Genomic DNA, 25,159 nt, shown 5'->3' on the forward strand with positions numbered 1-25,159 from the left:
TTCCAACCCGGATCGCCCGTGTAGGCTACCGCAACTGCTGGCCGCATAAGGCCGACGCCCATATGGGGCGGGCAGAAAAGGGGAGATGACGGACAACCATGACGGAACTCCGATATTTGGCGCCCAATTCGCTTGATGAAGCGATCAAGGCGTTCGCCGCGGCCGGAAGTGCAGGGCGCATCCTGGCCGGCGGTACCGATCTTCTGGTCCAAATGCGCGCCGGCGTCGTGAAGCCGGGCCTGATCGTCGACATCAAGAAAATCGCCGAGATGACCAAAATCGAGCAAACCGCCGATGGCGGGTTTCGCGTCGGCGCCGCCGTTTCCGGCATGGCGCTGCACGATCATGCCAGTTTCGGCAAGGTCTGGCCCGGCGTGCTGGAGGCCGTCAACCTGATCGGCTCCAAGCAGGTCCAGGGGCGGGCGTCCGCCGGCGGCAATCTCTGCAACGGCTCGCCGGCCGGCGACAGCGTGCCCGCCATGGTCGCGGCCGGTGCTGTTGTCACGGTGCAAGGACCGGATGGCCGCCGCGAGTTGCCGGTGGAACAGGTGCCGGCGGGTCCGGGCCGCACCAATTTCAAGCCCGGCGAAATCCTCGTCAGCTTCACGCTGCCGCCGCGTCCCAAAGGCTCGAGCGACGCGTATTTGCGCATGATCCCGCGCACTGAAATGGACATCGCCGTGGTCGGCCTCGGCGTCAGCCTGACGCTGAAGGACGGCGTCTGCACCGCCGCCCGCGTCGGCCTCGGGGCTGTTGCACCGACCGTGCTGCTGGTTGAAGCGGCCGCCAAAGCCCTGATCGGCAGCAAGCTCGACGAAGCCGCGCTCAATGCGGCCGCCGCCGCCTGTTCCGCCGCCTGCCGTCCGATCGACGACAAGCGCGGCACGATCGCTTACCGCACCAAAGTGGCCGGTGTGCTGCTCAAGCGCACCACCGCGATTGCCGCCCAACGCGCCAAAGGGAATTAAGCTTCATGGCCAAGGTCCACGTCTCAACCACCATCAACGGCGAACCGTCAGAGTTTCTCTGCGAGCCCAACGACACCATGCTCGATGCGCTGCGCGGGCCGCTCGGGCTCACCGGCTCCAAGGAAGGCTGCGCCTCCGGCGACTGCGGCGCCTGCAGCATCACGGTCGATGACAACCTCATCTGTTCCTGCCTGATGCTCGCGGTCGAATCCGAAGGCCACGAGCTCCGCACCATCGAGGGCATGGCCCAGGGCGAAAAGCTGCATCCGCTGCAGCAGAAGTTTCTGGAAATGGCCGCGCTTCAGTGCGGCATCTGCACCTCGGGCATGCTGGTGGCATCGGACGCGCTGCTGAAGCGGAATCCGAAGCCGAGCGAGGAAGAGGTTCGGTTCTGGCTCGCCGGCAATCTCTGCCGGTGCACCGGTTATGACAAGATCGTTCGCGCTGTCATGGACACCGCGGCCGAAATGCGCGCCCAATAACAGCCGGAGCCAGCACCATGACCGTCGTCACCAACAACAAGTGGATCGGCCAGCGCACCATTCGTCCAGACGGTATGGACAAGGTGACCGGCCGCGCGCAGTTCGCCGCCGACACCAATATGCCCGGCATGATCTGGGGCAAGGTGTTGCGCAGCCCGCACGCGCATGCGCGCATCAAGTCGATCAACACCGCGAAGGCGGAAGCGCTGCCCGGCGTCAAGGCCGTCGTCACCGCGCGCGACATCGTCGATTTCCCGATCGAGAAGGGCGCCGTCATGCTCGGCATCCAGGACATGCGCTGGATGTGCCGCAACGTGATGGCGCGCGAAAAGGCGCTGTTTCCCGGGCACCCCATTGCGGCCGTTGCCGCTACCAGCGAAGCGATCGCGGCGGAAGCCTGCAAGCTGATCGAGGTCGACTACGAAGTGCTGCCTTTCGTGATCGAGATCGAGGACGCGATCAAATCCGACGCGCCGATCCTGCACGAGTTCAACACGTTCGAGGGCAAGCCCTCCAACATCGCCGGCCGGCTCGAGCACAAGAAGGGCGATCTCGCCGAAGGCTTCAAGAAGGCCGACGTCGTCATCGAGCGCAGCTTCACGACGCGCCCCGTGCATCAGGGCTATATCGAACCGCATGCGTGCCTGATCAGTGTCGCGCCCGATGGCAAGACCACGATCTGGAGCTCCAGCCAGGGCCAGTTCATGGTCCGCGCGATGACGGCCCATCTCACCGGCATCCCGCAGAGCGACATCCGCGCCATCCCCGCCGAGATCGGCGGCGGCTTTGGCGGCAAGACCATCGTCTATCTCGAACCGCTCGCGACGCTGCTGGCGAAAAAGTCCGGCCGCCCGGTGAAGATGGTGATGACGCGCGAGGAAGTGATGCGTGCCACCGGGCCGACGTCAGGCTCGAAGAGCACGGTGAAGATCGGCGCCACCAAGGACGGCAAGATCGTCGCCGCGCACGGCACCTTCTATCTGCAGGCCGGCGCCCTCCCGGGCTCGCCGATCCGCGGCGCGGTCGGCTGCAGCTTCACGCCCTACGACATCCCGAACCTGCTGTCGGAAGGCTATGACGTCTGCTCCAACCGCTCGAAAGTGGCGGCCTATCGCGCGCCGGGCGCGCCGATCGGCGCCTACGCGGTGGAATGCGTGCTCGACGAGGTCGCCGAGGCCCTGAAGATGGACCCGCTCGACTTCCGCCTGAAGAACGCCGCCAAGGAAGGAACCAAGGCCGCGCACGGCCCGACCTTCCCGCGCATCGGCTACATCGAGACGGTGGAAGCGGCAAAGGCGTCGGATCACTACAAGGCGCCGCTGGGAAAACTTCAAGGACGCGGCGTCGCATCCGGCTTCTGGTTTAATGCCGGTGGCGAATCCTCCGCGCAGGTCAACATCACCGAGGACGGCAACGTCGTCGTCACCACGGGGCACCCTGATATTGGCGGCTCGCGCGCCGGCATCGCCAACATCTGCGCCGAACTGCTCGGCATCGACTATCGCCGCGTCTCCGTCATCATCGGCGATACCCAGACCATCGGCTTCTCGAACCTTACCGGCGGCAGCCGCGTGCTGTTCGCCTCCTCGATCGTGGTGACGCAGTCGGCCGAAAAGATCATCCACACTCTGCGCGAACGCGCCGCAAAAATCTGGGAGATCGATCCCGAAGCGGTGAAGTGGGAAGACGGCGCGGCGCATCCGGTGAGCCCGAATGCCGGCCAGTTCCCGCCGCTGACGCTGAAGGATCTCGCCGAGAAGGCGCCCGCAATGGGCGGCCCGATCGGCGCCGGCGTGCAGCTCAACACGCAGGGCGCGGATGGCGGCTTTGGCACGCACATCTGCGACGTCGAGGTCGACGTCGATCTCGGTATCGCGCGCGTGACCCGCTACACCGCCGTGCAGGATGTCGGTCGCGCCATCCACCCCGGCTATGTCGAAGGCCAGCTGCAGGGCGGCGTCGCGCAAGGCATCGGCTGGGCGCTGAACGAGGAATACATCTATACGAAGGAGGGCAAGGTCGATAATCCCGGCTTCCTCGACTATCGCATGCCTGTTTGTTCCGACCTGCCGATGATCGACTGCATCATGGTGGAGGTGCCGAACCCGAAACACCCGCAAGGCGTCAAGGGCGTCGGCGAAGTGCCGCTGGTCCCCGTGATGGCCGCGGTGGCGAATGCGATCTACAACGCGCTCGGCAAACGCTTCTATGCACTGCCGATGTCGCCGCCAAAGGTGCTGGAAGTCATCGACGCGCCGGAGACACGGCAGGCGGCGGAGTAAATAATTGATGCGTAGGGTGGGTGGAGCGCAGCGATACCCACCACTTGTCCCGACGAAAGAAAGATGGTGGGTTACGCTTCGCTAACCCACCCTACTTCTTAGCCCGCCATATACACCAATCATGACTGGACAGGCCGCCTCAACCTTCGAAACCCGCCGCCGCGCGCTTGCATTCGTCATCCTGTTGCTCGCGCTTTCGGTATCGAACGGTGCGCACGCCCAGTCCACTGCACCAATTCCACAATCCCGGGATTACCCGGCGGGCGAGGTGTTTCGAGGCCGCGCTGCCAAGGTCGATTTGAAACCACCGGAAAACCGGGAATATCGGACGCGGCTCCGGGAGGCCGGCAGCCAGCCGGCCAATTTCGCCGGCCATTACGTTCACATGGGGCTGTGGCACCGGCTGCGTGCTCGGCGCCGCGGTGGACCTGAAGTCCGGAAAGGTCATTTTTCTGCCGGGGTCGGTTTGCTGTTGGCCGATAGAGGTCGCCCAAAATTTCGAGCCGGTCGAATTCCAGTTGCAGAGCCGCCTGGTCGCCCTGCACGGAATGATCAACGAAAAAGGCCCGGAAGGCCCGCATTACTTTGAATTGGCGAACGGTGCGTTCAAGGCGGTAGTCTCGGGCAAACGCTAGCAGGCGTAGCCCGGATGAGCGAAAGCGACATCCGGGTCTTCTTTCGAATCCCGCATATCGCTGCGCTCATGCGGGCTACAAGATATCTGCGTAGGGTGGGTGGAGCGACTTGTCCGCCGTAGCTCAAAGAGCGAAGGCGGAAGCGATACCCACCAGTTGCTCCGACGAAAGCAGATGGTGGGTTACGCTTCGCTAACCCACCCTACGAACTCATGCGGGCTACAATAAAACAAAAAGGGAGACCAGCCATGGAAGACGTTGCAGCCCGGCGCGCGGCGCAATCGCTGCTTGCGGCACACAAGGCCAACGTTCAGTTCAAATCGCTCGCTCCGCCGGACAAGCCCACCACGATCTCGGACGCCTATGACATTCAGGACAGCTATGTCGCGCTGCTCCGCGGTGAACACGGCGACACCGTGGGCTACAAGGTCGGGCTGACGTCGGCAACGATGCAGAAGTTCTGCGGGATCGACCACCCGATCGCCGGCGTGGTGCTCGCAAGCCGCGTGCATCGATCCGGTGCGACCATCCGTCGTGCGGATTTCGGGCGGCTCGGTCTCGAATTCGAAATCGCCGTTCGCATCAAATCCGATGTGCCGGTCACGGCTGCGCCGGTGACCGCCGAAATCATTGCGCCGCATGTCGGCGGCGTCTGCGCAGCCATCGAAATCGTGGATGACCGCAACGCCGATTACGGCAGTCTCGATGTGCTTTCGCTGGTATCGGATAATTCCTGGAACGGCGGCATCGTCCTGTCGGAGTTCGCGGCGAAATGGCCCGACCTGGAGCCGGTGATGGGACGTGCCACAAAGGATGGCGTTGACATCGGCGAGGGCTATGGCCGCGACATCCTCGGCCATCCCTTTAACTCCGTGGCCTGGCTTGCCACGCAGCTCAATTCGCGGGGTACGGGGCTGAAAGCCGGCCAGGTGGTGATGACCGGCAGCGTCATGAAGACCGTGTTTCCGGATAGCGGTGCGAGCTATCGTTTCAGTCTCGAGGGCATCGGCGTCGTCGATGTGCAGGTGCGTTAGAGCGGCGAGGGCCTGCGGTCGACCTTGGCAACGGCAATGTCGTCGCGCGCGACGACCTGCTCGCTACGTCGTGGTGGCGACAGCTGCGGTTTGTGGCACTTGCTCGCCGCCCACTGCTGCGGGCTTGGTCGCGGCGTTGCGCTGATGTCCTCCGAGACTGCGGCGATAGCGTTGCAGCGGCCGTTCAACAGCCAGGTAGCTGATCGTAGCCATGGCGATCGAAAAACCGAGGACAATCGGACCGGTCAGGTACGAGGGAAACAACTCCCTGAGGTAGATGGCTGCCGGATAATGCCACAGATACATGCCGTAAGAGATGACGCCGATGCCAACCAGCGGCGGTGCAGACAACACCAGACTGACCCTCGATTCTTTTGTCGAGGCCGAGACCAGCAAACCAAAGGCGGCGACATGGGCAACATTGGTCATGATCACCAACGACCATGGTGCACGCCAAAAACCGATCGAGAGGCAGACGGTGAGTGCTGCCCACGCGACGACGCCCGCGACATTGGCTGCTCTTTCCGAGATCAGGTCCTTGTGCCGGAGGGCTGTCGCCAGCAGCGCGCCACAAATCAGGCCGTCGATCCGCGTATCAAAGCGATAATACGTCGCGTCCCATCCCTGGGTTTCATAGATGTAGATACGCCATGCGCTGGCGAGCAAATAGAGGCCGAACAGAACGACCAGACGCCCGCGAGGCCCGATGCGCGCCAGCAGCAGAACTGCGAACGGCCAGATCAGATAAAAGTGCTCCTCGACCGAGAGCGACCAAGTGTGAATCAGCACTTTCGGATTGTGCCAGAAGGCCTGCGAATAATCGGTCAGATAAAATGCCACCAGCGCGGCGTCGCGCACATGCGACATGAGGTCGAGCTGCGGCCAGAGCAGGGGGGCAATCAGCAGGTACGCCGCCAGAAACAGCAGCAGCGGCGGGGTGAGACGGAGCAGCCGGCGCAGATAGAATCTCCACAGGTCGATCCGTCCCGTCGCGCCAATTTCGTCCACGAGAAGCCGCGTAATCAGAAAGCCGCTTAGAACGAAAAACAGATCAACGCCAAAATAGCCCTGGTCGAATACCGTAACGTCGCAGTGATCTGCGATGACCAGGAGCACTGCGACCGCCCGCAATCCATCCAAGGCTGGATTGTATGGAAACGGCAGTGCCAACAGAGCCCCCTTGTGCGGCGCAGCCGCGACGGTTGTTGTTGTTGAACCGCCGCAGCCATGGGTTCTTTCCGGGACCCTGGCAGTTCGATATGGGGGAAAATACTGAGGAAAGTTTACGCACTCCTTAATTTCACAACCTAAACTTGTTAATCTCTCTCGCCGACCCGTTATGTATTGCACGCTACAGCGTTTTGGCCGGCGGTCGATTCTGCAAGTGATGTCGTCACGCGTGACGGTTGTGTTGTCCAGGAAAGGAAGCCGCGGCATTTGCGAAGGCTTCTGTTAACCGAAATTCACGTGAACAGCTGAAGCGCGCCGGGAGGGCCGTGCGTCGGACCGGCGATCGCCTTTCGCGCGCGGAGCGGCATGTGCATTCAGTTTGCAAATCAGCTCACGCGTTGAGGCGATTACAATTTGCTCTTCGCGTTTTCTGGATCATTAACTACCGAGCGACGCCCCCGTAGCGGTTCGATGCGCCAACCTTTAGTTGGTACCGATTGTTAGTTCTCCTCATGAGAGAGTTTTTTTCATGTGCAGAGACGGCCAATATGCGGTTTGGTACAAGACCTCGCGTGGCGAAGGCACCGGCATCGTGCACCTGGCAGATGGCGTTATATCGGGCGGCGACTGCTGCTTCACCTATAGCGGCTCCTACCAGGTTGATAACGACAATTTCACTGCAGTGTTGACGACCACGCGGCATACCGCAGGTCCGCCCACGCTGTTCGGCCTCGACGTGGTTGACGTCGAACTTGCGGGGAGATTCAAGGGCAGGCTGGCGTCGTGCTCGGGAACGGCCAAGCAGGCGCCGGGCTTGCCGTTCGAGGCTACGCTGATCCCCCGCGAAGAACAGTCGCCTGAACCCGATCGAAGCCGCGCAGGAAAATTGCCTGATGGCTTCGGTGCCAGGCGCCCGGTCCGCAATCCCGTTGTGCGTGGACTATCCAGGGGCTGATCGCGCCCGAGCAGAATTGGAATTATTTAAGGCGGCTTCCGGGCGCGCGCGAAACGGCGCGCCGCAGAAACGCGCCAATTTCGCAGGACAAGGACATGCTGCACGGAATGGCACCCAGGGAGGTTTTGCCCATGTCTGAAGTGATACCGTTCCCACCCAAGCCCCAGCCGAAATCGATCGCGGACGAAACCGCTGAATTCCTGCAACTGCTGGAGCGGATCAGGTCTTCGTCGGATAAGGTCGAGACAGAGGAATTGCAGACAACAGAGGACTAGGCGGATAGGGCCCTCGTGAAATGCGGGGGCCCTTTTTGTATGGCAGCCCGGGAAGATTGAGCTGCCCGGCCGCGCGAATACGCGTCACGTTGGCACCGCGCCGGTTTCATCACCCCTCGCTAAGCGCTAGCCTCAGTTCCCATTGAATCGGAGCGTGGGCTCCAGATTCTTGATTTGACGCGTTTTCTTGAAGCGAACCGGTATCCACTTCGCTGGAAAACGCTTTAATATCGCCGAATCAGGGGGGCAGATGAATTTTTTGAAAGCGCACTTCATTGGCATTGCCGGAAAGGGCATGAGCGCAACCGCGCTGCTGCTCCGGCAGATGGGCGTGCAGATCAGCGGCTCCGACGAAGGCTTTTACCCGCCGGTCAGCGACTATCTCAGGAACGAGAAGATCGCGTTTGCTGCGGGATACCGCAAAGAGAACATTCCTGACGATGCCGATGTCATCGTGATCGGCAAGAACGCAAAGCTTCAGCCCGACAGCAATGAAGAAGTGCGCGCCGCGATGGACAGCGGAAAGCTGGTGCGATCGTTTGCGGATTTGCTGCACGACATGACCGCCGGTTCCGAGACGATCGTAGCCGCAGGAAGCTACGGCAAATCGACCTGCTCTGCGCTGCTGGCGTGGTGCCTGAAGGTCTCGAACAGGGACCCGAGCTATTTCATCGGCGAGATCACCAACGGGTTCGAACGGCACGCGCACCGCGGAAAGGGCCCGACGTTCGTTCTCGAAGGCGACGAATACCCGGCCTCGAACTGGGACAACCGGTCGAAATTCCTCCTCTACAACGCAAAAAACGTTCTGCTCACCTCGGCGACCCACGACCACATCAACGTCTTTCCGACGCACGCGGATTATCTTGCCCCGTTTCAAAGCCTGCTTGGCTCACTGCCTTCAGACGGACTTCTGGTGGTCTGCAGCAACGAGCCTCACGCGCGCGCCCTGGCCGGAAGCCTCGCCTGTCCCATTGTTTTTTATGCATTGGACGACAAGGCGCACTGGCATGCCGCCAACATCGCGCGCGGCGCGGAGACCGGTTTGGACCTGATGCGCGGCAGCGAGAAAATCATTCGCCTGTCGACCCGGATGCTCGGCGATCACAACATCGAAAATATCGTCGGCGTCAGCGCGATGCTGCTGGAGAAGAAGCTGCTGTCGCCCGAGGAACTGAACGCCGGCGTGAGCACGTTCCTGGGCGTCAAGCGCCGCATGGAACTGCTCTCGCCCGCATCGAAGGTGCCGGTCTACGAAGGTTTTGGATCGTCCTATGAAAAGGCCAGAAGCGCTATTCTCGCCACAAAACTCCATTTCCCCGATCGTCGGCTCATCATCGTGTTCGAGCCGCATACATTCACCTGGCGAAACCGGGCTGCGATATCGGCCTATGACGACGCATTTGCGGGGGCCTCCAGGATTCTCATCTATGAGCCGGCATCGCAGGGCGCCGGCACCCATGCCCAATTGACCCAGGATGAAATCGTCGCCCGCGTCAGGGCGGCGAACTACGATGCCGAGGCGATCAGCGACCCGGATGAGGCATTGGCGAGATTGGGCGACATCTTGCGGCCGGACGATGTTGTCCTGTTGCTGACCTCTGGCGAGCTTGGCGGGCTGATACGAACCATTCCGCAACTCGTTGAGGCGAAGTATCCGAGCTAGGGGGCATGGCTTGATGGTGCTGAGCGGTTCTTGCCATTCGGCCTGCAGGTCATCGAACTGCAACAGCTTTTGTCTAATCCACGCGCAGCACCAAATCCTGAAAAATGCACTTAGCGGGGACAATCGATGATGAAGCCTTCCTTCGTGGTTGCAGTTGCCGCCGCCATTGCGGCAGCGACCGCGGCCGGCCCGGCAGTGGCCGGCAAAGCGACCCTGAATCTCGTGCTGGTGCTGGACGGCTTGCGGCCCGATTCCATTACCGAGCAGGAAACCCCCAATCTTTGGCGGCTGCGCGAGGAGGGCGTAAATTTTCCAAACGGTCACGCGGTATTTCCGACCGTGACCCGTGCCAACGCGGCAGCGATCGGGACCGGCGTCTACCCCGACCGCAATGGCATTTTCGGCAATCGACTCTATGTCCGGCAGGTCGATCCGAACCGGGCATTCAACAATGATAATCACAAGAACCTGCTTCAACTCGATGCCGTCACCGGCGAGCGCATGGTGCTGACCAAGACCCTGGGTGAAATTCTAGCCGAACGCGGCAAGACCCTGGCTGTCGTCAGTTCGGGTTCGACCGGGAGCGCGCTTTTGGTCAACCCGCGCGCGCCAAAGGGCGTCGGCGTGCTCGTGAATGGAGATTGGGAGCCGGGCGTGCGGGTGGCATTCCCCGACACTGCGAACGAGGCAATCCTGCGCCGCTTTCCGGCCGCACCGAAAAAGGGCGGCGCCAAGGATCCCTATCTCGATCAGGTCAGCTGGACCGGGCAGGTGCTGCGCGACTACGTGTTGCCCGAGCTCAAGCCCGACGTGATCGTCAACTGGCTCACCGAGCCGGACCACGTCCAGCACGCGGCCGGCGCAGGCTCCACGGAGGCCCGCGCCGCCATCCGTCACGACGACCGCGAGGTCGGCCTCGTGCTCGAGCGGTTGCGCGAGCTCGGGCTGATCGACAAGACCAACATCATCGTCGTTTCCGACCATGGCTTTGGTCACGGCATCTTCGGCGTCAATGTCGCTGATGAACTGATCAAGGCCGGGCTCAAGCTCGGCCCTGACAGCGACGACGTCGTCCTCGCCAGCAGCGGGCAGACCATGTCGCTGCATGTCCGTGATCGAAATCCGGAGCGGATCGGCGCCATTGTTTCTTTCCTGCAGCGGCGGCAATGGGTCGGCGTGGTTTTCACCGCGGGTAAACCCGGCGGCTCAGGCGTGCCGGTGGAGGGGCAGATGCCCGGCACCTTCGCGCTCGAACTGGTTCACCTCGCCAACAGCGAACGCGGTCCCGACATCGTGTTCACCTTTCCCTGGAGTTCGGCCAAGAGCCCCTCGGGCGTGAGCGGATCCGACTACACCGAGGCGGCCACCACGGGGCCGCTCACCGGCACCGCCGGCAACCACGGCAGCATGAGCCCGTGGACCGTCCGCAACACGTTCCTGGCCTTGGGCGCCGATTTCAAGCGTGGCGTGACCGTGCGCACGCCCTCGAGCAATGTCGACCTTGCGCCGACCTTGCTGGCGCTGATGAATCTCGACAGCGAGGTCGACCTCGGCCGCTTTGATGGACGGCCGCTGCGCGAGGCCTTCGCCGACGGCCCCGATGAGGAACAGGTGCCGATCCAGGTCAAGACCTATTTCGTTAAAACCGATGACGGTAGCTATCGCGCCGCGTTGCAGCTGACCGAACTCGACCGCCAGCGCTACATCGACAAGAGCTGGCGCATGCGCTGAGCGGGTGAGCGGCGCGCTTCCGGGCGGGTCGCAGAGGCGCCCGCCCAATGCTACGCTCCCTGCATCCGGGGAGGAAAATAACATGCAAAAAGTTCTGGTCGAGAACAATTCCGACGGCACCACGCTGGTCACGATCAACCGGCCGGAACGCCGCAACGCGATCTGCGCCGAGACGGCGCTGTTGCTGCAGAAGGCCTTTGTCGAATTCGAGCGCTCGCCGACGCAGAAGGCCGCGGTATTGACCGGTGCCGGCAATGAGGCGTTTTCCGGCGGCGCCGACACCGGCAATTTTCCCGAACTGTGGCGCTGCATTCCGACCGTCGGGTTTGAGACGACAAAGCCGATCATCTCGGCGGTGGGCGGCTGGTGCGTCGGCGGTGCGCTGGTGCTGTCGATGATGTGCGATCTCACCGTCGCGGCCGAGAACGCCAAGTTCTCCTATCCGGAAGCGCGGATGGGATTTACCGGCGGCATGATCGCAGGATTGGCTGCGCGCATCCCGCACAAGGTCGCGATGGAGATGATGCTGCTGTGCCGCATCGTCGAGGTGCAGCGCGCCTGGAATATCGGCCTCGTCAACGAGGTGGTGCCGGTCGGGCAGCAGGTTGAGGCCGCGCTGAAGATGGCGCGCGAGATGACCGAGTTCTCGCCGCTGGTGCTGAAAACCCTGAAGCGCTTCGTCACCGAAGGCGTCCTGCCGGTTGGGCCCTCCGAGCAATCCGGCCGCGCCCAGCGCCAGCTCTATGAAGTCAAGGAAAGCGAAGACGCCATCGAGGCCGCCGCCGCGGTCAAGGAAAAGCGCCGCGCGGTTTATAAGGGAAGGTAGGCGCGCCGTGTTGGTTGACGTCATCCTGAGGTGCGAGCGGAGCGAGCCTCGAAGGATGGGCCACGGGACGTACTCATCCTTCGAGGCGCGCAAACGCGCGCACCTCAGGATGACGGTGACAACGCGGATAGACCAACCTCAATCCGGCTTCAACCCGCCGGCCTGTACCACCTTGGCCCATTTCACCGTCTCTTCCGCGATCAACCTTCCAAACTCGGCCGGCGTGCCCGGCAGCGGCTCGCCGCCGATCGCGGCGAGGCGGTCTTTCATGCGGCCGTCGGCGATGCCTGCGTTGATCTCCTTGTTGAGCTTGCCGATGATGTCAGCCGGCGTCCTGGCGGGTGCGCACATGCCATACCATTGGCTGGTCTCGTAGCCCGGCACGAAATCGCCGACCGGCGGCAGCTCCGGCGCCACTTCCGCCCGCGCCGCGCTCGTTACCGCCAGCGCGCGCAGTCTGCCGCTGGCGATATAATCCGTCGTGCCCGGCGCGGTGGCGAACAGCACCTGCACCTCGCCGCCCAGGAGATCGGTCAGCGCCGGACCCTGGCCGCGATAGGGCACATGCACCATGTTGACGCCGGTCATCATCTTGAACAGCTCGCCCGCCATATGCGGCGCGCTGCCATTGCCGGCGGAGGCCATGTTGACCTTGCCCGGATTGGCCTTGGCATAGGCGATCAATTCAGGAACGGTTTTGACCGGCATCGAGGGATGCACCAGGATGATCATCGGCACGCGGATGATCCCGGCGACCGGGGCGATGTCGCGGATGAAGTTGAACTTCAGATTATTGTAGAGCGCGGCGTTGACCGCGTTCGGCACGGTGGCGAGCAGCAGCGTGTAGCCGTCGGGCGCGGCGCCGACCACGGCCTCGGTGCCGATATTGCCGCCGGCGCCGGTGCGGTTTTCGACCACGAAGGATTGCCCGAGCCGCTCGTTGAGCCACTGGCCGATCAGCCGCGCCGTGATGTCGACGCCGCCGCCGGCGGCAAAGCCGGCAACGATGCGCACCGGCCGGGACGGGTAATCCTCCGCCGCGGCGGCATGCGGAAACGCCGGCGCGGCGAGGCCGGCGGCCGTGAGCTGCAGGAATTGCCGGCGTTGAATTTGACGGTGAATTGTCATGGGCGTGCCCCCGGGAACGCCAATGCTAGCTCAATTCCAGGGGCCGGCCTAGTTTTCGCGACCCGAGGTCGCGGACCTTGCGCTTGAGGACTCACGGCTCGAGGACACCAAGGCCGAGGTGGCGAACTTTTCGGCTTCGGCTTCGCGAAGCTCCTTGCGAATTCTTCTTGCGTCCCGCAGCGTCCGCTGGATGTTCTTGTCGGCAGAGCCGTCATCAAAGAACAGCATCGTTTCGCAGCTGATGCACTGCCGGGAATAGCCGCTTTGCAGCCGTCGCGCCTTTTCGCGAAAACACGATTTGCAGCGGTGGCAGCGGATTTGAACCGAATCGTCCATCGTCTGGTCCCTGGGCCGCGGGCCGTTACCCGTCTTGTTTGGAAGGTCGATTACCCTGCAGCTGTACCGGAGCTTCCTTAAGAGATCGTCCTCGCATCCTGTGGCCATTTAGCTTTCGGCAATGCGATTCCAGGCCAAACCTTAAGCTTATGATTAACCGTCCCGAAATTGCGTCCCGCCAAACGAAAAGGCCCGCTTGAGAGCGGGCCTTCATTGCATCGGTTGCTAGATCGCGATGCCGTAATAGTCGTTGACCGTGCGTACGCGCGCTGGGTCGGACCAGTTCCAGGCGTTGTCGTTGCCGTATCGCGGCGCGCCCTTGAGCTGCGTCTCGGTAATGCCGGTGCGATAGCCGCCGAGATTGGTGTCGTATTTCAGCGACTGCCAGGGCAGCGGATAATGGTCGTCACCGATCCCGAGAAAGCCGCCGAAGCTCAACACGGCATACGAGACCTTGCCGCTCATCTTGTCGATCATGACGCGTTCGATCGATCCGATCTTGGTGTCATCGGCGCCGTACACGGCGGTTCCTTCCACCTTGTCGCTGCCGATCAGGGAACCGGTTTCTCTTGCTTCCGTAACCATGGTTGCTCCTCCATTGTTCGAGAACGAGCAACCGGCGGAATCACGAATTGTTCCTGCGAGGATTCGACGCGCCGGGGTGGCTCGTCATGGCCGGGACAAGCCCGGCCATGACGAAATCTTTTCACGCCACGCGGTGCAGCGCGCAGAGCTTGTTGCCGTCAGGATCGCGCAAATAGGCGATGTAGAGTTTCACCCCGCTGCCTTCGCGGATGCCGGGCGGATCCTCGCAGGTCTTGCCGCCATGGGCGAGGCCGGCCGCATGGAACGCGTCGGCCTGTTCGGGGGAATTGGCGGTAAAGCCGATGGTGCCGCCATTGGCGTAGCATGCTTCCTTGCCATCGATCGGCTTCGACACCGAGAAGGTGCCGGTTTTGCTGCGGTAGAAGATGCGGTGGCGGTCGACCCGCCCGGGCGGAATGTCGAGCGTGCCCAGCAAGGCGTCATAAAACACCTTGGCCTTCTCCAGATCATTGGTCCCGATCATGACGTGCGAAAACATGTTGTCTTTCTCCCCAAAGTTGCGCCGAGCGATCGGCGACGTTTTGTCCTGTTTTTTGCGAGGTCGAACGTAACAGCGCAGGCGGGAATAGGGAAGTGATTGACGTCGGGCTCATCGGGCGGCGTGAGGTGAGGCTGCGTTCGGCCGTTGCCTACGCTGTAGCCGACCCGGCATTCAGCAGCTGGGAAACCGCCGTGACGAGTTGCGCCGGCGCGAACGGCTTCTGCAACAGCACACTGTTGGGCACGCCCCGCGATGACCATTCATCCGCGGCCAGGCCCGTGATGTAGATGACCGGACAATACGGGTCGATCTCCCTGACCTGTCGCGCCACGTCCCAGCCGCTCATCGTGCCCTTCAGGCTGACATCGGTGACGAGCGCCCGGTAGTTCTTGACCCGGCCCCTGACCAGGGTCAGCGCCTCTTCGCCCGAGGACAGAATGTCGGTTTGAAAACCGCCGTCGATCAGCGCTGCTTCGACGATGCCCTGCAACGGGTACTCGTCTTCGACGACGAGAATGAGGGGAGATTCCGACAACGCTAACCTCTGGCTTGGTCGATCGTACTGGGTGACATGCGGGGCGCGCGGGCTCCTGCGCGCCGTTCAACCAACCGAAATCCTGTTCAGGCCAGAACGTTGGCAAGATGATGACCGCTGCCGGGAACCGGCCGTGAGGCTCTCGTTCATGAAATCGTGAACGATGACGGCGTTCCAACGCATGTCTGTTTTTGCGCGATTTACGCCATTTCGGCGCGGCCATGCGCGCAGTAGCTTGCGCGCCAGATCGCAATGGAAGTCAGAGCCAAGCATGAACTGGCGACTTGTAAAATGGATCGGCCTCGGCGCCCCGGCGCTGTTCGCAATCATCTTCGCGGGCTGGATTATCACGCTGCCTCCGGCGCCTTCGTTTGCGACCGCGCCGCCGATCGCGAAAGAGGAGGCCGAGGCCACCATTGCCGCGCTGAAGCCGCCGAAACGCCAGCGTCCGCTGATCGCGATCATCGGCATCAATGACGCCACCGAGACCACGGACTATCTGATGCCCTATGGCATCCTGCGGCGCGCCGATGTCGCCGATGTGGTGACGCTGGCAACCAATCCGGGTCCGATGTCGCTATTCCCGGTGCTGAAGGTGGAGCCGCAGGCGACCACCGCTGATTTCGACGCGCAGCATCCTGATGGAGCCGATTATGTCATCGTCCCCGCCATGAGCCGCGACGACGATCCATCTGCGCTGCAATGGATCCGGAGCCAGGCTGCCAAGGGCGCGATCGTCATCGGCGTTTGTGCCGGAGCAAAAGTCGTCGGCGACGCCGGATTGCTCCACGGCAAGCGGCGACAACGCACTGGTATTCGCTGAAGGAATTGCAGGGCAAGCATCCGTCGATCCGCTATGTCGCGAACCGGCGGCTGGTGGTCGACGGCGCCGTTGCGACGACGACGGGAATATCAGCCTCGATGCCGATGTCGCTGACCCTGATCGAGGCCATCGCCGGCCGCGCCAGGGCCGAAGCCGTCGGCCGCGACATCGGCCTTGCCGACTGGGACGCGCGTCATGACAGCAGCGCTTTTCAGTTCACGCGCCCGTTCGCGCTGACGGCGATGCGCAACGTCATCGCCTTCTGGAATCGCGAGCAGCTCGGCATCGAGCTTTCGCCCGGCATGGACGAGGTGTCGCTGGCCCTCGTCGCGGACGCCTGGTCGCGCACCTACCGCTCACGCGCAATAACGTTTGCCGCTACCGCGGGCGCGCTATCGACCCGCAACGGCATTCGCATCGTTCCCGAAGAAGTCGCGGCCGACTGGCCGGCCGAGCGGCGGCTGCCCGCGATCGGCGTTACGCCGCCGGCCAAGGCGTTGGACCAGACGCTGGCCGCAATCGAGGAGCGCTACGGCATGGCGACCTCCGACTTTGTCGCGATGCAGCTGGAATATCCGAGGCATGGTGCGCGCATTGAGAAGCGCACAGCGGTCGCGTCGCCTTGGTGGCAGAAGTCTTTACCTTAAGGGCGAGAAGATTCGACTTGCATCCGCCGATGAGGCAATCTGCGCGGCGTATTTTTAGGATTTGCGCACCAACGGAGCTTCCATGAGCGCTATCAATCGCATTCCTTGCGGACTATCGGCCGTTGCAGCTTGCTTCTTCACCTTCGCCGCGCCGGCCGGCGCACAACCATTGGCGACCAACGGGATCGGCGTCGCGTCCTGTGAAAAGCTGGCCAAGGACATGAAGCCGGAAGAGGGCTTCAACAACGTGACCAACTCCCTGATATTTTATTGGGTCCAGGGCTATATGAGCGCCGCCAACATCGCGTTGCTGGAGGGCGACAGCCAGTATGTCGACCTCTATTTGATGAACGAAAAAAAGATCCTCCCGCTGATCTACGAATTCTGCCAGAAGAACCCGGGCAAGAAGCCGATCAGCGTCATCGATCAACTGATCGAGGATGCCGACAAGGTCGAAGGCAAGTGGAAGAGCGGCACCGTCCCCTGGGCCGCGGACGACGATTAGAGTTCGTCCGCCTAGGAGGGACGTATTGCTTCCGGCTTGTTGATTTGCGCCGCGAGGAGCGGCTGCAGCCGTAACGCGTTGGCAGCCACATGCTTGCGATACATGTCGATAACCTCCGCGGAGCTTCCTCCAGCCAAAAGAACGGACCCCGCCTGAAACAAGGCATCGACCTTCTCTTGGACCATCAGATGACTTTCGGCCGCCCCTTCGGCCCCGCCCTGGGCTATCTTCCACAATCTCCTGTCGATAACGGTGCCTGCTTCAACGGCAAGCATCATGGCGGAATACCAGGGGAAGAAAAACATGTCCGTTAAAGGCCTGTATGTTCGACCGCGAACTGCGTCGATGACTGATCTCTCATCGCTGAGTGCCGATGCTCGGCAAAGAAGCGGCCCGCCGGGGCGGGCCGCCTTGATGCTTTGCTTAGCGAAGTCCGCCGCCGTACAGCTGCCGTTCCTTGCGGACTTCCTCGGCGCCGTAGGGCTTGCTGGCGGGATCGAACGACTTCCACCCGGTCTTCTGCCAGGCGGCGCTGCGGTCGCTCAGGTTGACGGCCGACTCGTTCAATGCCGCCTCAAAGCGGGAACGATCCGCATCCGCTACGCGTGCTGACACCAGCGTGCCGCCTCGGCGAATGCCCTCGGCGTAGGAGTGAGCATCGGCTTCCGAAACGCCGGCTTGCGTGAGCGCGCCGACGATACCGCCGGTGGCGGCACCTGCGGCCGCGCCAACCGCCGTGGCGGCCAGCCAGCCGGCCGCAACAACGGGCCCCAGTCCGGGGATCGCCAGCAAGCCTAGTCCGGCCAGAAGGCCGGCTGCGCCACCGACGCCGGCGCCGATGCCGGCACCCGTGCCGGCACCTTCGGCGCGGTCGTCGGTGCCGTCGCGGTCGCGATCCACCTTCTTGTCGGTGTTGAACCAGCCGTCGGAATTATTGGCGACCAGGCTGATGTCCGAGTGCGGTACGCCGGCGGTTTCGAGGCGCTGCACGGCTTGCCGAGCGTCAGTGTGATTGTCGTAAAGGCGAGAGATTGTGACGGTCATTTTATTTTTCCTTACTTGGCAGTATTGACGTTGCCTTGAAAATCGACGCTCACCGCAGCAGCGGACCCGCTCTTGCTGGCCTTGCCGCGCCACACACCATTGTCGTCCTTCTTCAGTTCGGTGACGTTGGTGTAGCCGGCATCCTCGATTTTCGACTTGGCTTGTCCTTCGGTGAAACTGTTGCGACCCGCGACAGGAGCGTTGGAGTTGTTTTGTCCGGCGCTGTTGACCGCGTTGTTGTTTGGTCCGGACTGCGCCGGCGGATTTTGCGCGGAGGCCGTGGTGGCCGCCAACAATCCGATACAAACGAAAAGAACTGAGCGTTTCATAATTTTCTCCAGAGTTTCAGGAGCGGGCCTAATCTCCCGTTGTGTCTTTGGTTCCTCGCATTGCGACGTTAAGCATCTTTGTCCGGCGCCACGTGACCGGTGGGTATGATCGTTGGCGGGCTGTCGTGACGGTCAGTGCCGCCACTGTGCGAATGGACAAATCCTCTCAGACGAAAATCGAAGCCATCTGACGGCTTGCATGGAACCCGGCGGGAACTGGCACGTTACAGGCGCGGTGATTCAGTGATTCAAACAAGGAGACGCACATGTCCCGCGGGATGCCATCGATGACGGCGCTATTGGGCTTGCTCGCTCTGGCGGGCTACCAGAACAGGGACAAGATCGCCGAGATGCTGAAAGGCGCGACCGGCAATACGCAGCCGGGCGCCGGCGGCCAGCAAAATCCTTTGGGTGGCCTACTCGGCAATCTCGGCGGAGCGCTCGGCGGCGGCGGTGTCGGCGGACTGCTTGGCGGCGGGCTTGGCGAGTTGCTCGAACGCTTCAAGGAGAACGGCCAGGGAGATGCCGCCGAGTCCTGGGTCGGCAAGGGACCGAACAAGGAGCTTCCTGCCCCGCAACTGAAACAGGCTATCGGCGCGGATGTGCTGGCCGCACTCGAACAGCAAACCGGCCTGTCGCAGGAAGAACTGCTGGCAAGGCTGTCGCGAGAACTGCCAAACGCCGTTGATCAATATACGCCCGACGGGCGCCTTCCGAGCTGACGCTCACAACCCGAGGATTTTGATATGGGCATTATCTGGACGATCATTATTGGTTTCGTGGCCGGCGTGATAGCGAAGTTCATCATGCCCGGAGACAACGAGCCCTCGGGGTTCATCCTCACGACGATCCTCGGCATCGTCGGGGCGTTCGTTGCGTCGTTTCTCGGCCAGGCACTGGGCTGGTATCGGCCCGGCGAGGGTGCCGGCCTGATCGGCGCGGTCGTGGGTGCCATCGTGGTGCTGCTTGTCTACAGCATGGTTGCAGGTCGCCGCCGCGCCGTCTGAGCGGCGCACGGTCATCACCTTTCTCGTCATGGCCGGGCATAGCCGTCTGTAGGACGGCGTCGCTACCGCTCGCCTATGTCCAAGCCATCCACGTCTTTCTTGCTAACGGGAGCCAAGACGTGGATGCCCGGCACCCGTCTCCGCCAAGGCTTCGACGAGGCCACGAGTCGCAGGCCCGCCGAAGCTTTAGCGAAGGCGGCAAGGCCGGGCATGACGGTGTTCGGTAAGCGGCGCTATTTCCTTGGAAGCATCAGCTGACTGCGGCAATCTGGCGCGACGGGCAAATCACTTCTGATATTCAAAAATCATGTCAAGTCCTAAAATTTCCGAAAATCAAAATATTTCTCTTTCCATCCGACCCAAATCACCGGCACATTCTCGCCCATCCCGTCCCACTCAGAGGGGCGTTGGCCATCGTCACAACGAGGGGCGGGTCGCGGTGGACGCTGACGTTGCGATTGACGGTCGCGGCCGATGCGTACGGCAAAAGCGTGTGGTCCTGACGCCCGTAACGGCGCCAAGTCTTTCGGGAGCTAACGCTTCCGAGGGGCGACGGTGGCAATAGAGGCCGTCTCACCGGGGAGAGCGCGTCATAAGCCGTAAAGCCATTGCGCAGGGAATGTCGGATGCTCTCCGCTGCCCTGTATGCTCATGTGCAGCATTCTTATGCACAATCGCACATGAGACCGCGGGTGCAGCGCGCATCCGGCATTCCCTGCGCCCTCTGATTTCATGAGGGTAAGGAAGTTACTTGCAAAGCTCGGGCGCAATGCGTCGCGAGAATGCGTAAGTGTGTTTGGATGATGGTAGAGGCACGGTCGCGCCACACGAATGGTCGGCTCCCTCCCCCCTTGCGGGGGAGGGCTGGGGGTGGCTCCAAGCGAGACTGCCCGTGAGAACCCCTCTCCCTAACCCTCCCCCGCAAGGGGGGAGGGAACGCAGCGGGGCTCGCAATGACGACCTTTACTTCAAATACCCGCCGGTTCCTTCACGTGCTCGATGTCGGGCAGCGGCGCGCCGACGATCGTGGCCTCGAACGCGCGGAGGCGCTTGTAGACCGAGAGCAGGTCGACGATCGTGGTCCAGGAGTTGATCAGTATCTGGAACGAGTTTCTCACCTGCGTGAACGCATTCAGGATCTGCTGCAACGGACCCAGCGTGAGCTTGCCGGCGATGATCGTCGGCGCCAGCAGGATGTAGGGGAAGATGACGTCGGTCTGCAAATAGACAATGCGGCCGACGTTGAAGTACAGGTAATTCAGATAGAACCAGAAATAGTTCTTGCGAATGTGCTTGAACAACTCATTCAGGGTCGGCGGATCGGCGCGGTCCGCACTGTCTTCGCCGAGCACGAGCTCCTTGCGGTAGGCCGCCTCTACCCGCTGGTTGAAGAACTCGATGCCTGGCAGCTTGATGCCGATCAATGCCAGCAGGCCAGTTCCGAAGATCGACCACACGATTGCGGCGACCACCAGCGGATAGGGGATCGCTCCGACGAGCGGCAGCTCGGTGACAAGACTGGACAGTTTGAGCAGCACCGGCAGGAAGGCGATCAGCGTCAGGATCGCGCTGATGAAATTGACGCCGAGGCCTTCTGTGATGGTTGCAAATCTCATCGTGTCTTCCTGGACGCGCTGCGAGGCGCCCTCGATGGTGCGCAGCCGCGGCCAGTACGCCACGTAGAAATCGTTCATCGCGGTGCGCCAGCGGAAGATGTAATGGCTGACAAAGAAACGGTTCAGCGTGCCGACCACAACGGCGACCAGCGCGATGCCGGCGAAGGTCGCCAGTTGACCATAGAATTCTTCGAATGTGATGACCCTGGTTTTCGCAAGCGCTGCCTGAATCATGTCATAGAACGGCCCGTACCAGGTGTTGACGGCGACGCTGACCTGGACCTGGAAATAGGTGGCGAACAGGATCAGCGCCGAGCCCGGGATGGACCACCACACCCAGGGATGCGGTGAGAACCACATCCAGCCAGCGGTGAAGATGGCGACGCACACGACGAAATACAGATCGAACCACAGCGAGCGCACCGACCAGAAGGTCGCGACGCCGACAACGGGCGCCGACGATCCGTACAGTTCGCTGGCGTAACTGTACCAGAGTATCATCGCCAGCGCGGCCCACACGATCGCGGAGATAAAGAGCAGCTTTGGGCGGGGGAAGAATGAAACGAACATTCGGTTGTCTCTCAGGTCAGAGGATTTGTGGCTCTGGGGAGGCCGTCATTCCGGGGCGATGCGAAGCATCGAACCCGGAATCTCGAGATTCCCCGGGGGCGCAATTGCGCCCCTGAGGCTGGTGCTAACGCACCATCTACGATGCGCAATTGCGCATCGGAGAATGACAGTCCCAATGTTGATGCACTTAGAAATCTCAAACACTCACAACTCTCTCGCATTGCTGAACGCAAACGACGACACGCGCCGCGTGTTCTCATCCAGGATCAGGGTGCGCGTGATCGGCGGCTCGGCGCGCTGGCTGCAGTTCTCGCGCTCGCAGAGCCGGCAGTTGACCCCGATCGGCGTGCCCTCGGTTTTCTCCAGGTCCATGCCGGCGGCATAGACCAGCTTGGCGGCATGGCGGATTTCGCACCCAAGACCGATCGCAAAGCGCGGCTGCGGCTGCGGGTGCGGCGCCACCGGCCGGCGCACCATCTGCGCGATCGAGAAGTAACGGGTACCATCTGGCAATTCGATGACCTGCTTGAGCAGCCGGTCCGGCGTGTCGAAGGTCGAATGCACGTTCCACAGCGGGCAGGTGCCGCCGAATTTCGAGAACGGAAACGTGCCGGAGGAAAACCGCTTGGAGACATTGCCGGCATTGTCGACGCGGAGCAGGAAGAATGGCACGCCGCGCGCGTTCGGCCGCTGCAGCGTGGTCAGGCGATGGCAGACCTGCTCGAAGCCGGCATTGAAGCGCTGCGCCAGCACGTGCACGTCGTAGTTCAGCGCTTCGGCCGCGGAATGAAACGTCTGGTAGGGCATCATGGTGGCGGCAGCGAAGTAATTCGCCAGCGTAATCCGGTAGAGCCTTCGCGGCGTGTCGTCGAGCGGGCCGGCGCGGTTGACGATGGCATCGATGCTGGCGCTGCATTCGGCCAGCCCGATCTGCAGCGCGAGCTGGAAGGCCCGGCCGGGGCCATCGACCAGTTCGGAGACCAGCAGCTGCCGGCGATGGCGGTCGAACCGCCGCAGCGTCTCTCGCATCACGTCGACAGGCATGATGCGGGTGACGATCGAATGCTTTTCGCGCAATCGCGCGGCGAGGGCCGCAAACAATTCCTCGGACGGCGCGCCCAGTTCGTCGCGCAGGCTTTCGGCGGCCTGTTCGAGTTCAGGGAAGTAATTGCGGTTGGCCTCGATCAGATCGCGCACCCGCTCGATCGGATTGGCCTCGAACCGGGTTCCCTCGTCGCGGTCGGCCATTTGCGCCGCGACCAGCGTTTCGCCGCGGCGGGCCTCGGTATAGGCGGCGTACAGCCGTTGCAGGGAATGAGTCACACCGGGGCACAATTCAGCGAGATCGCGCAGTTCCTGCTTCGGCAGGTCGATTTGCCGAAACAACGGATCGGAGAATATCTCGTTCAGCTCGGCGAAAAAGCGATCCTCGTCGGCGGTCGCCAGATCGCGCAAATCGAGGTCATAGGTCTCCGCCAGCCGGAGCAGCAGCTGCGCGGTCACCGGGCGCTGGTTGCGCTCTATCAGGTTGATATAGCTCGGAGAAATCTCCAGGCCCTCGGCCATCTGGGTCTGCGACAGGCCGAGCTGCTGGCGGATCCGGCGAAACCGCGGACCGACGAACAGCTTCTTTCCGGACTCACCAGCCATGTCAGCCCTTCTGACGGGTTTTGTGACAAAATTGACAAAATAACAACTGTGACAAGTTCAGATGTTACATGACATCACCATTCAAAATCAAGCTATCTATACGAAATCAGGATTTTGGCGTTTAGCTCTCGGTACGTTTTGCAATGCACTGTCATGAATGTCGATTACGGCAAAGAATGGCGAAGGCTGCAAATTAGTCGTCACCGAAAGGATTAAGCAAATGAACTATCAGCCACGTGGCATCGACCAGGCCATCAAGGGACCCGCTTCCTACGCGAGCGAGCTTGGCGCTGCCAAGGCGCTGCTCGAGACCCAGCCGACCTGGAACGGCGTCACTGCCGAGGCCGTGGCGCGCATGCGTCTGCAGAACCGCTTCAAGACCGGCCTGGACATCGCCCGCTACACCGCGGCGCTGATGCGCAGCGATATGGCTGCTTATGACGCCGATCCGACCAAGTACACCCAGTCGCTGGGTTGCTGGCATGGCTTCATCGCGCAGCAGAAGCTGATTTCGGTGAAGAAGCATTTCGGCGGCAAGACCGATCGCCGTTATCTCTATTTGTCCGGCTGGATGATCGCCGCGCTGCGCTCCGAGTTCGGACCGCTTCCCGACCAGTCGATGCACGAGAAGACCTCGGTGCCGGCGCTGATCGAAGAGCTCTACACCTTCCTCCGTCAGGCCGACTCCCGTGAGCTCAACGATATCTTCCGCGCCATCGACGCCGCCCGCAAGGCAGGCGACAAGGCGAAGGAAAAGGAACTGATCGAGAAGGTCGACAACTTCCAGACCCATGTCGTGCCTGTCATCGCCGACATCGACGCCGGTTTCGGCAATGCGGAGGCGACCTACCTGCTCGCAAAGAAGATGATTGAAGCAGGTGCGTGCGCTCTGCAGATCGAAAACCAGGTCTCCGACGAAAAGCAGTGCGGCCACCAGGACGGCAAGGTGACTGTGCCGCACGAGGTGTTCCTGGCGAAGATCCGGGCGTGCCGCCATGCCTTCCTTGAACTCGGCGTCGAAGACGGCATCGTCGTGACCCGCACCGACTCGCTGGGTGCTGGTCTCACGCAGCAGATCGCTGTCAGCCACAAGCCCGGCGACATCGGCGATCAGTACAACAGCTTCCTGGATTGCGAGGAAATCACGGCCGAGAATGCCCGGAACGGCGATGTCATCATCAACCGCAACGGCAAGATGCTGCGTCCGAAGCGGCTCGCCAGCAACCTCTATCAGTTCCGTGCCGGCACGGGCGAAGACCGCTGCGTGCTCGACAGCATCACCTCGCTGCAGAACGGCGCCGACCTGTTGTGGATCGAAACCGAGAAGCCGCATATCGAGCAGATCGCCAAGATGGTCGACCGCATTCGCGAGGTCGTTCCGAACGCGAAGCTGGCCTACAACAACTCGCCGTCGTTCAACTGGACGCTCAACTTCCGTTGGCAGGTCTACGACGCGATGAAGGAAGCCGGCAAGGATGTCAGCAAGTACAACCGCGCCGAACTGATGAAGCCGGAATACGACGATACGCCGCTGGGCATTGAAGCCGACGAGCGCATCCGCACCTTCCAGGCCGATTCAGCCAAGCGCGCCGGCATCTTCCACCATCTGATCACGTTGCCGACCTATCACACGGCAGCGCTGTCGACCGATAATCTCGCGAGGGAATATTTCGGCGAGCAGGGCATGCTGGGCTATGTGAAGAATGTTCAGCGCCAGGAGATCCGTCAGGGTATCGCCTGCGCCAAGCATCAGAACATGGCCGGCTCCGATATCGGTGACGAGCACAAGGAATATTTCGCCGGGGAAGCCGCTCTGAAGGCGGGCGGCGCCCACAACACGATGAACCAGTTCGGCTAA

At 62.0% G+C, this 25,159-nt stretch carries 24 protein-coding genes and 1 pseudogene; 15 read left to right on the forward strand and 10 right to left on the reverse strand.

Translation table 11 applies throughout. The features are described 5' to 3' along the window. Positions 1-98: 98 nt before the first annotated feature. The 5 genes from JQ575_RS10820 (at position 99) to JQ575_RS10840 (ending at position 5,401) form a co-directional block, all read left to right on the forward strand. Positions 99-968 (forward strand): xanthine dehydrogenase family protein subunit M, encoded by an 870-nt coding sequence (locus JQ575_RS10820; RefSeq protein ID WP_212033185.1) that lies wholly within the window; start codon positions 99-101, stop codon positions 966-968. A gap of 5 nt (positions 969-973) precedes the next feature. Continuing rightward, positions 974-1,450, forward strand: coding sequence for a (2Fe-2S)-binding protein (locus JQ575_RS10825; protein WP_211997762.1), 477 nt, complete (start codon positions 974-976; stop codon positions 1,448-1,450). A 17-nt stretch (positions 1,451-1,467) separates the two neighbouring features. Then, positions 1,468-3,732: a xanthine dehydrogenase family protein molybdopterin-binding subunit gene (locus tag JQ575_RS10830; protein WP_212033186.1), complete on the forward strand. Its 2,265-nt coding sequence runs from the start codon at positions 1,468-1,470 to the stop codon at positions 3,730-3,732. A 407-nt stretch (positions 3,733-4,139) separates the two neighbouring features. Continuing rightward, on the forward strand, positions 4,140-4,367 hold the full coding sequence (locus tag JQ575_RS10835; protein ID WP_212033187.1) for a hypothetical protein: 228 nt from the start codon (positions 4,140-4,142) through the stop codon (positions 4,365-4,367). Between the two features lie 248 nt (positions 4,368-4,615). Beyond that, positions 4,616-5,401, forward strand: a complete 786-nt coding sequence (locus JQ575_RS10840) for a 2-keto-4-pentenoate hydratase (protein ID WP_212033188.1) — start codon at positions 4,616-4,618, stop codon at positions 5,399-5,401. Between the two features lie 63 nt (positions 5,402-5,464). On the opposite strand, the gene JQ575_RS10845 is transcribed toward JQ575_RS10840, so the two are convergent. Then, positions 5,465-6,571 carry an acyltransferase gene (locus JQ575_RS10845; RefSeq protein ID WP_212033189.1) on the reverse strand — a complete coding sequence of 369 codons (1,107 nt, stop codon included), beginning with the start codon at positions 6,569-6,571 and terminating at the stop codon, positions 5,465-5,467. 529 nt (positions 6,572-7,100) lie between these two features. On the opposite strand from JQ575_RS10845, the gene JQ575_RS10850 reads away from it, so the two are divergent. The 5 genes from JQ575_RS10850 (at position 7,101) to JQ575_RS10870 (ending at position 12,024) form a co-directional block, all read left to right on the forward strand. Then, positions 7,101-7,526, forward strand: a complete 426-nt coding sequence (locus JQ575_RS10850; RefSeq protein WP_212033190.1) for a hypothetical protein — start codon at positions 7,101-7,103, stop codon at positions 7,524-7,526. A gap of 131 nt (positions 7,527-7,657) precedes the next feature. After that, the gene (locus JQ575_RS10855) at positions 7,658-7,801 is read left to right on the forward strand and encodes a hypothetical protein (RefSeq protein ID WP_212033191.1); all 144 of its coding nucleotides are present in this window, start codon (positions 7,658-7,660) and stop codon (positions 7,799-7,801) included. A 250-nt stretch (positions 7,802-8,051) separates the two neighbouring features. Beyond that, positions 8,052-9,467 (forward strand): UDP-N-acetylmuramate--L-alanine ligase, encoded by a 1,416-nt coding sequence (gene murC, locus JQ575_RS10860; RefSeq protein WP_212033192.1) that lies wholly within the window; start codon positions 8,052-8,054, stop codon positions 9,465-9,467. Positions 9,468-9,593: 126 nt separating this feature from the next. Then, the gene (locus tag JQ575_RS10865) at positions 9,594-11,198 is read left to right on the forward strand and encodes an alkaline phosphatase family protein (protein WP_212033193.1); all 1,605 of its coding nucleotides are present in this window, start codon (positions 9,594-9,596) and stop codon (positions 11,196-11,198) included. Between the two features lie 82 nt (positions 11,199-11,280). Continuing rightward, a complete protein-coding gene (locus JQ575_RS10870) occupies positions 11,281-12,024 on the forward strand; it encodes an enoyl-CoA hydratase/isomerase family protein (RefSeq protein WP_212033194.1) in 744 nt (247 codons plus the stop codon). Positions 12,025-12,162: 138 nt separating this feature from the next. Here the strand turns inward: JQ575_RS10870 and JQ575_RS10875 are convergent, their stop codons facing one another. The 4 genes from JQ575_RS10875 to JQ575_RS10890 all read right to left on the reverse strand — a co-directional run bounded on the left by JQ575_RS10875 (position 12,163) and on the right by JQ575_RS10890 (position 15,110). Beyond that, positions 12,163-13,152: a tripartite tricarboxylate transporter substrate binding protein gene (locus JQ575_RS10875; protein WP_212033195.1), complete on the reverse strand. Its 990-nt coding sequence runs from the start codon at positions 13,150-13,152 to the stop codon at positions 12,163-12,165. A gap of 561 nt (positions 13,153-13,713) precedes the next feature. Next, positions 13,714-14,073, reverse strand: coding sequence for a PRC-barrel domain-containing protein (locus JQ575_RS10880; protein ID WP_212033196.1), 360 nt, complete (start codon positions 14,071-14,073; stop codon positions 13,714-13,716). Between the two features lie 121 nt (positions 14,074-14,194). Next, positions 14,195-14,572, reverse strand: coding sequence for a VOC family protein (locus JQ575_RS10885; RefSeq protein WP_212033197.1), 378 nt, complete (start codon positions 14,570-14,572; stop codon positions 14,195-14,197). Positions 14,573-14,723: 151 nt separating this feature from the next. After that, positions 14,724-15,110, reverse strand: a complete 387-nt coding sequence (locus JQ575_RS10890; RefSeq protein WP_212033198.1) for a response regulator — start codon at positions 15,108-15,110, stop codon at positions 14,724-14,726. A gap of 271 nt (positions 15,111-15,381) precedes the next feature. Between JQ575_RS10890 and JQ575_RS46405 the strand changes: the two are divergent. Continuing rightward, positions 15,382-16,580, forward strand: a pseudogene (locus JQ575_RS46405) (DJ-1/PfpI family protein). Between the two features lie 82 nt (positions 16,581-16,662). Then, complete coding sequence (locus JQ575_RS10900; RefSeq protein ID WP_212033199.1) at positions 16,663-17,085, forward strand: hypothetical protein; 423 nt, start codon at positions 16,663-16,665, stop codon at positions 17,083-17,085. Positions 17,086-17,096: 11 nt separating this feature from the next. Here JQ575_RS10900 and JQ575_RS10905 read toward each other — a convergent pair whose 3' ends face one another. The 3 genes from JQ575_RS10905 to JQ575_RS10915 all read right to left on the reverse strand — a co-directional run bounded on the left by JQ575_RS10905 (position 17,097) and on the right by JQ575_RS10915 (position 18,458). After that, positions 17,097-17,390, reverse strand: coding sequence for a hypothetical protein (locus tag JQ575_RS10905; RefSeq protein ID WP_212033200.1), 294 nt, complete (start codon positions 17,388-17,390; stop codon positions 17,097-17,099). 118 nt (positions 17,391-17,508) lie between these two features. After that, a complete protein-coding gene (locus tag JQ575_RS10910) occupies positions 17,509-18,129 on the reverse strand; it encodes a hypothetical protein (RefSeq protein WP_212033201.1) in 621 nt (206 codons plus the stop codon). 11 nt (positions 18,130-18,140) lie between these two features. Continuing rightward, positions 18,141-18,458 (reverse strand): hypothetical protein, encoded by a 318-nt coding sequence (locus tag JQ575_RS10915; RefSeq protein ID WP_212033202.1) that lies wholly within the window; start codon positions 18,456-18,458, stop codon positions 18,141-18,143. 266 nt (positions 18,459-18,724) lie between these two features. On the opposite strand from JQ575_RS10915, the gene JQ575_RS10920 reads away from it, so the two are divergent. Further along, a complete protein-coding gene (locus tag JQ575_RS10920; protein ID WP_212033203.1) occupies positions 18,725-19,180 on the forward strand; it encodes a YidB family protein in 456 nt (151 codons plus the stop codon). Between the two features lie 24 nt (positions 19,181-19,204). Then, complete coding sequence (locus JQ575_RS10925; RefSeq protein ID WP_192738529.1) at positions 19,205-19,465, forward strand: GlsB/YeaQ/YmgE family stress response membrane protein; 261 nt, start codon at positions 19,205-19,207, stop codon at positions 19,463-19,465. Positions 19,466-20,433: 968 nt separating this feature from the next. On the opposite strand, the gene sbmA is transcribed toward JQ575_RS10925, so the two are convergent. Further along, complete coding sequence (gene sbmA, locus JQ575_RS10930) at positions 20,434-21,651, reverse strand: peptide antibiotic transporter SbmA (protein WP_212033204.1); 1,218 nt, start codon at positions 21,649-21,651, stop codon at positions 20,434-20,436. Positions 21,652-21,855: 204 nt separating this feature from the next. Next, a complete protein-coding gene (locus tag JQ575_RS10935) occupies positions 21,856-23,301 on the reverse strand; it encodes a short-chain fatty acyl-CoA regulator family protein (RefSeq protein WP_212033205.1) in 1,446 nt (481 codons plus the stop codon). Positions 23,302-23,521: 220 nt separating this feature from the next. Between JQ575_RS10935 and JQ575_RS10940 the strand changes: the two genes are divergently transcribed. Continuing rightward, entirely contained in the window at positions 23,522-25,159 is a 1,638-nt protein-coding gene (locus JQ575_RS10940; RefSeq protein WP_212033206.1) for an isocitrate lyase, read from the forward strand.

Source organism: Bradyrhizobium sp. JYMT SZCCT0428 (genome assembly GCF_018131075.1).
In the GTDB taxonomy this organism is placed as follows: domain Bacteria; phylum Pseudomonadota; class Alphaproteobacteria; order Rhizobiales; family Xanthobacteraceae; genus Bradyrhizobium.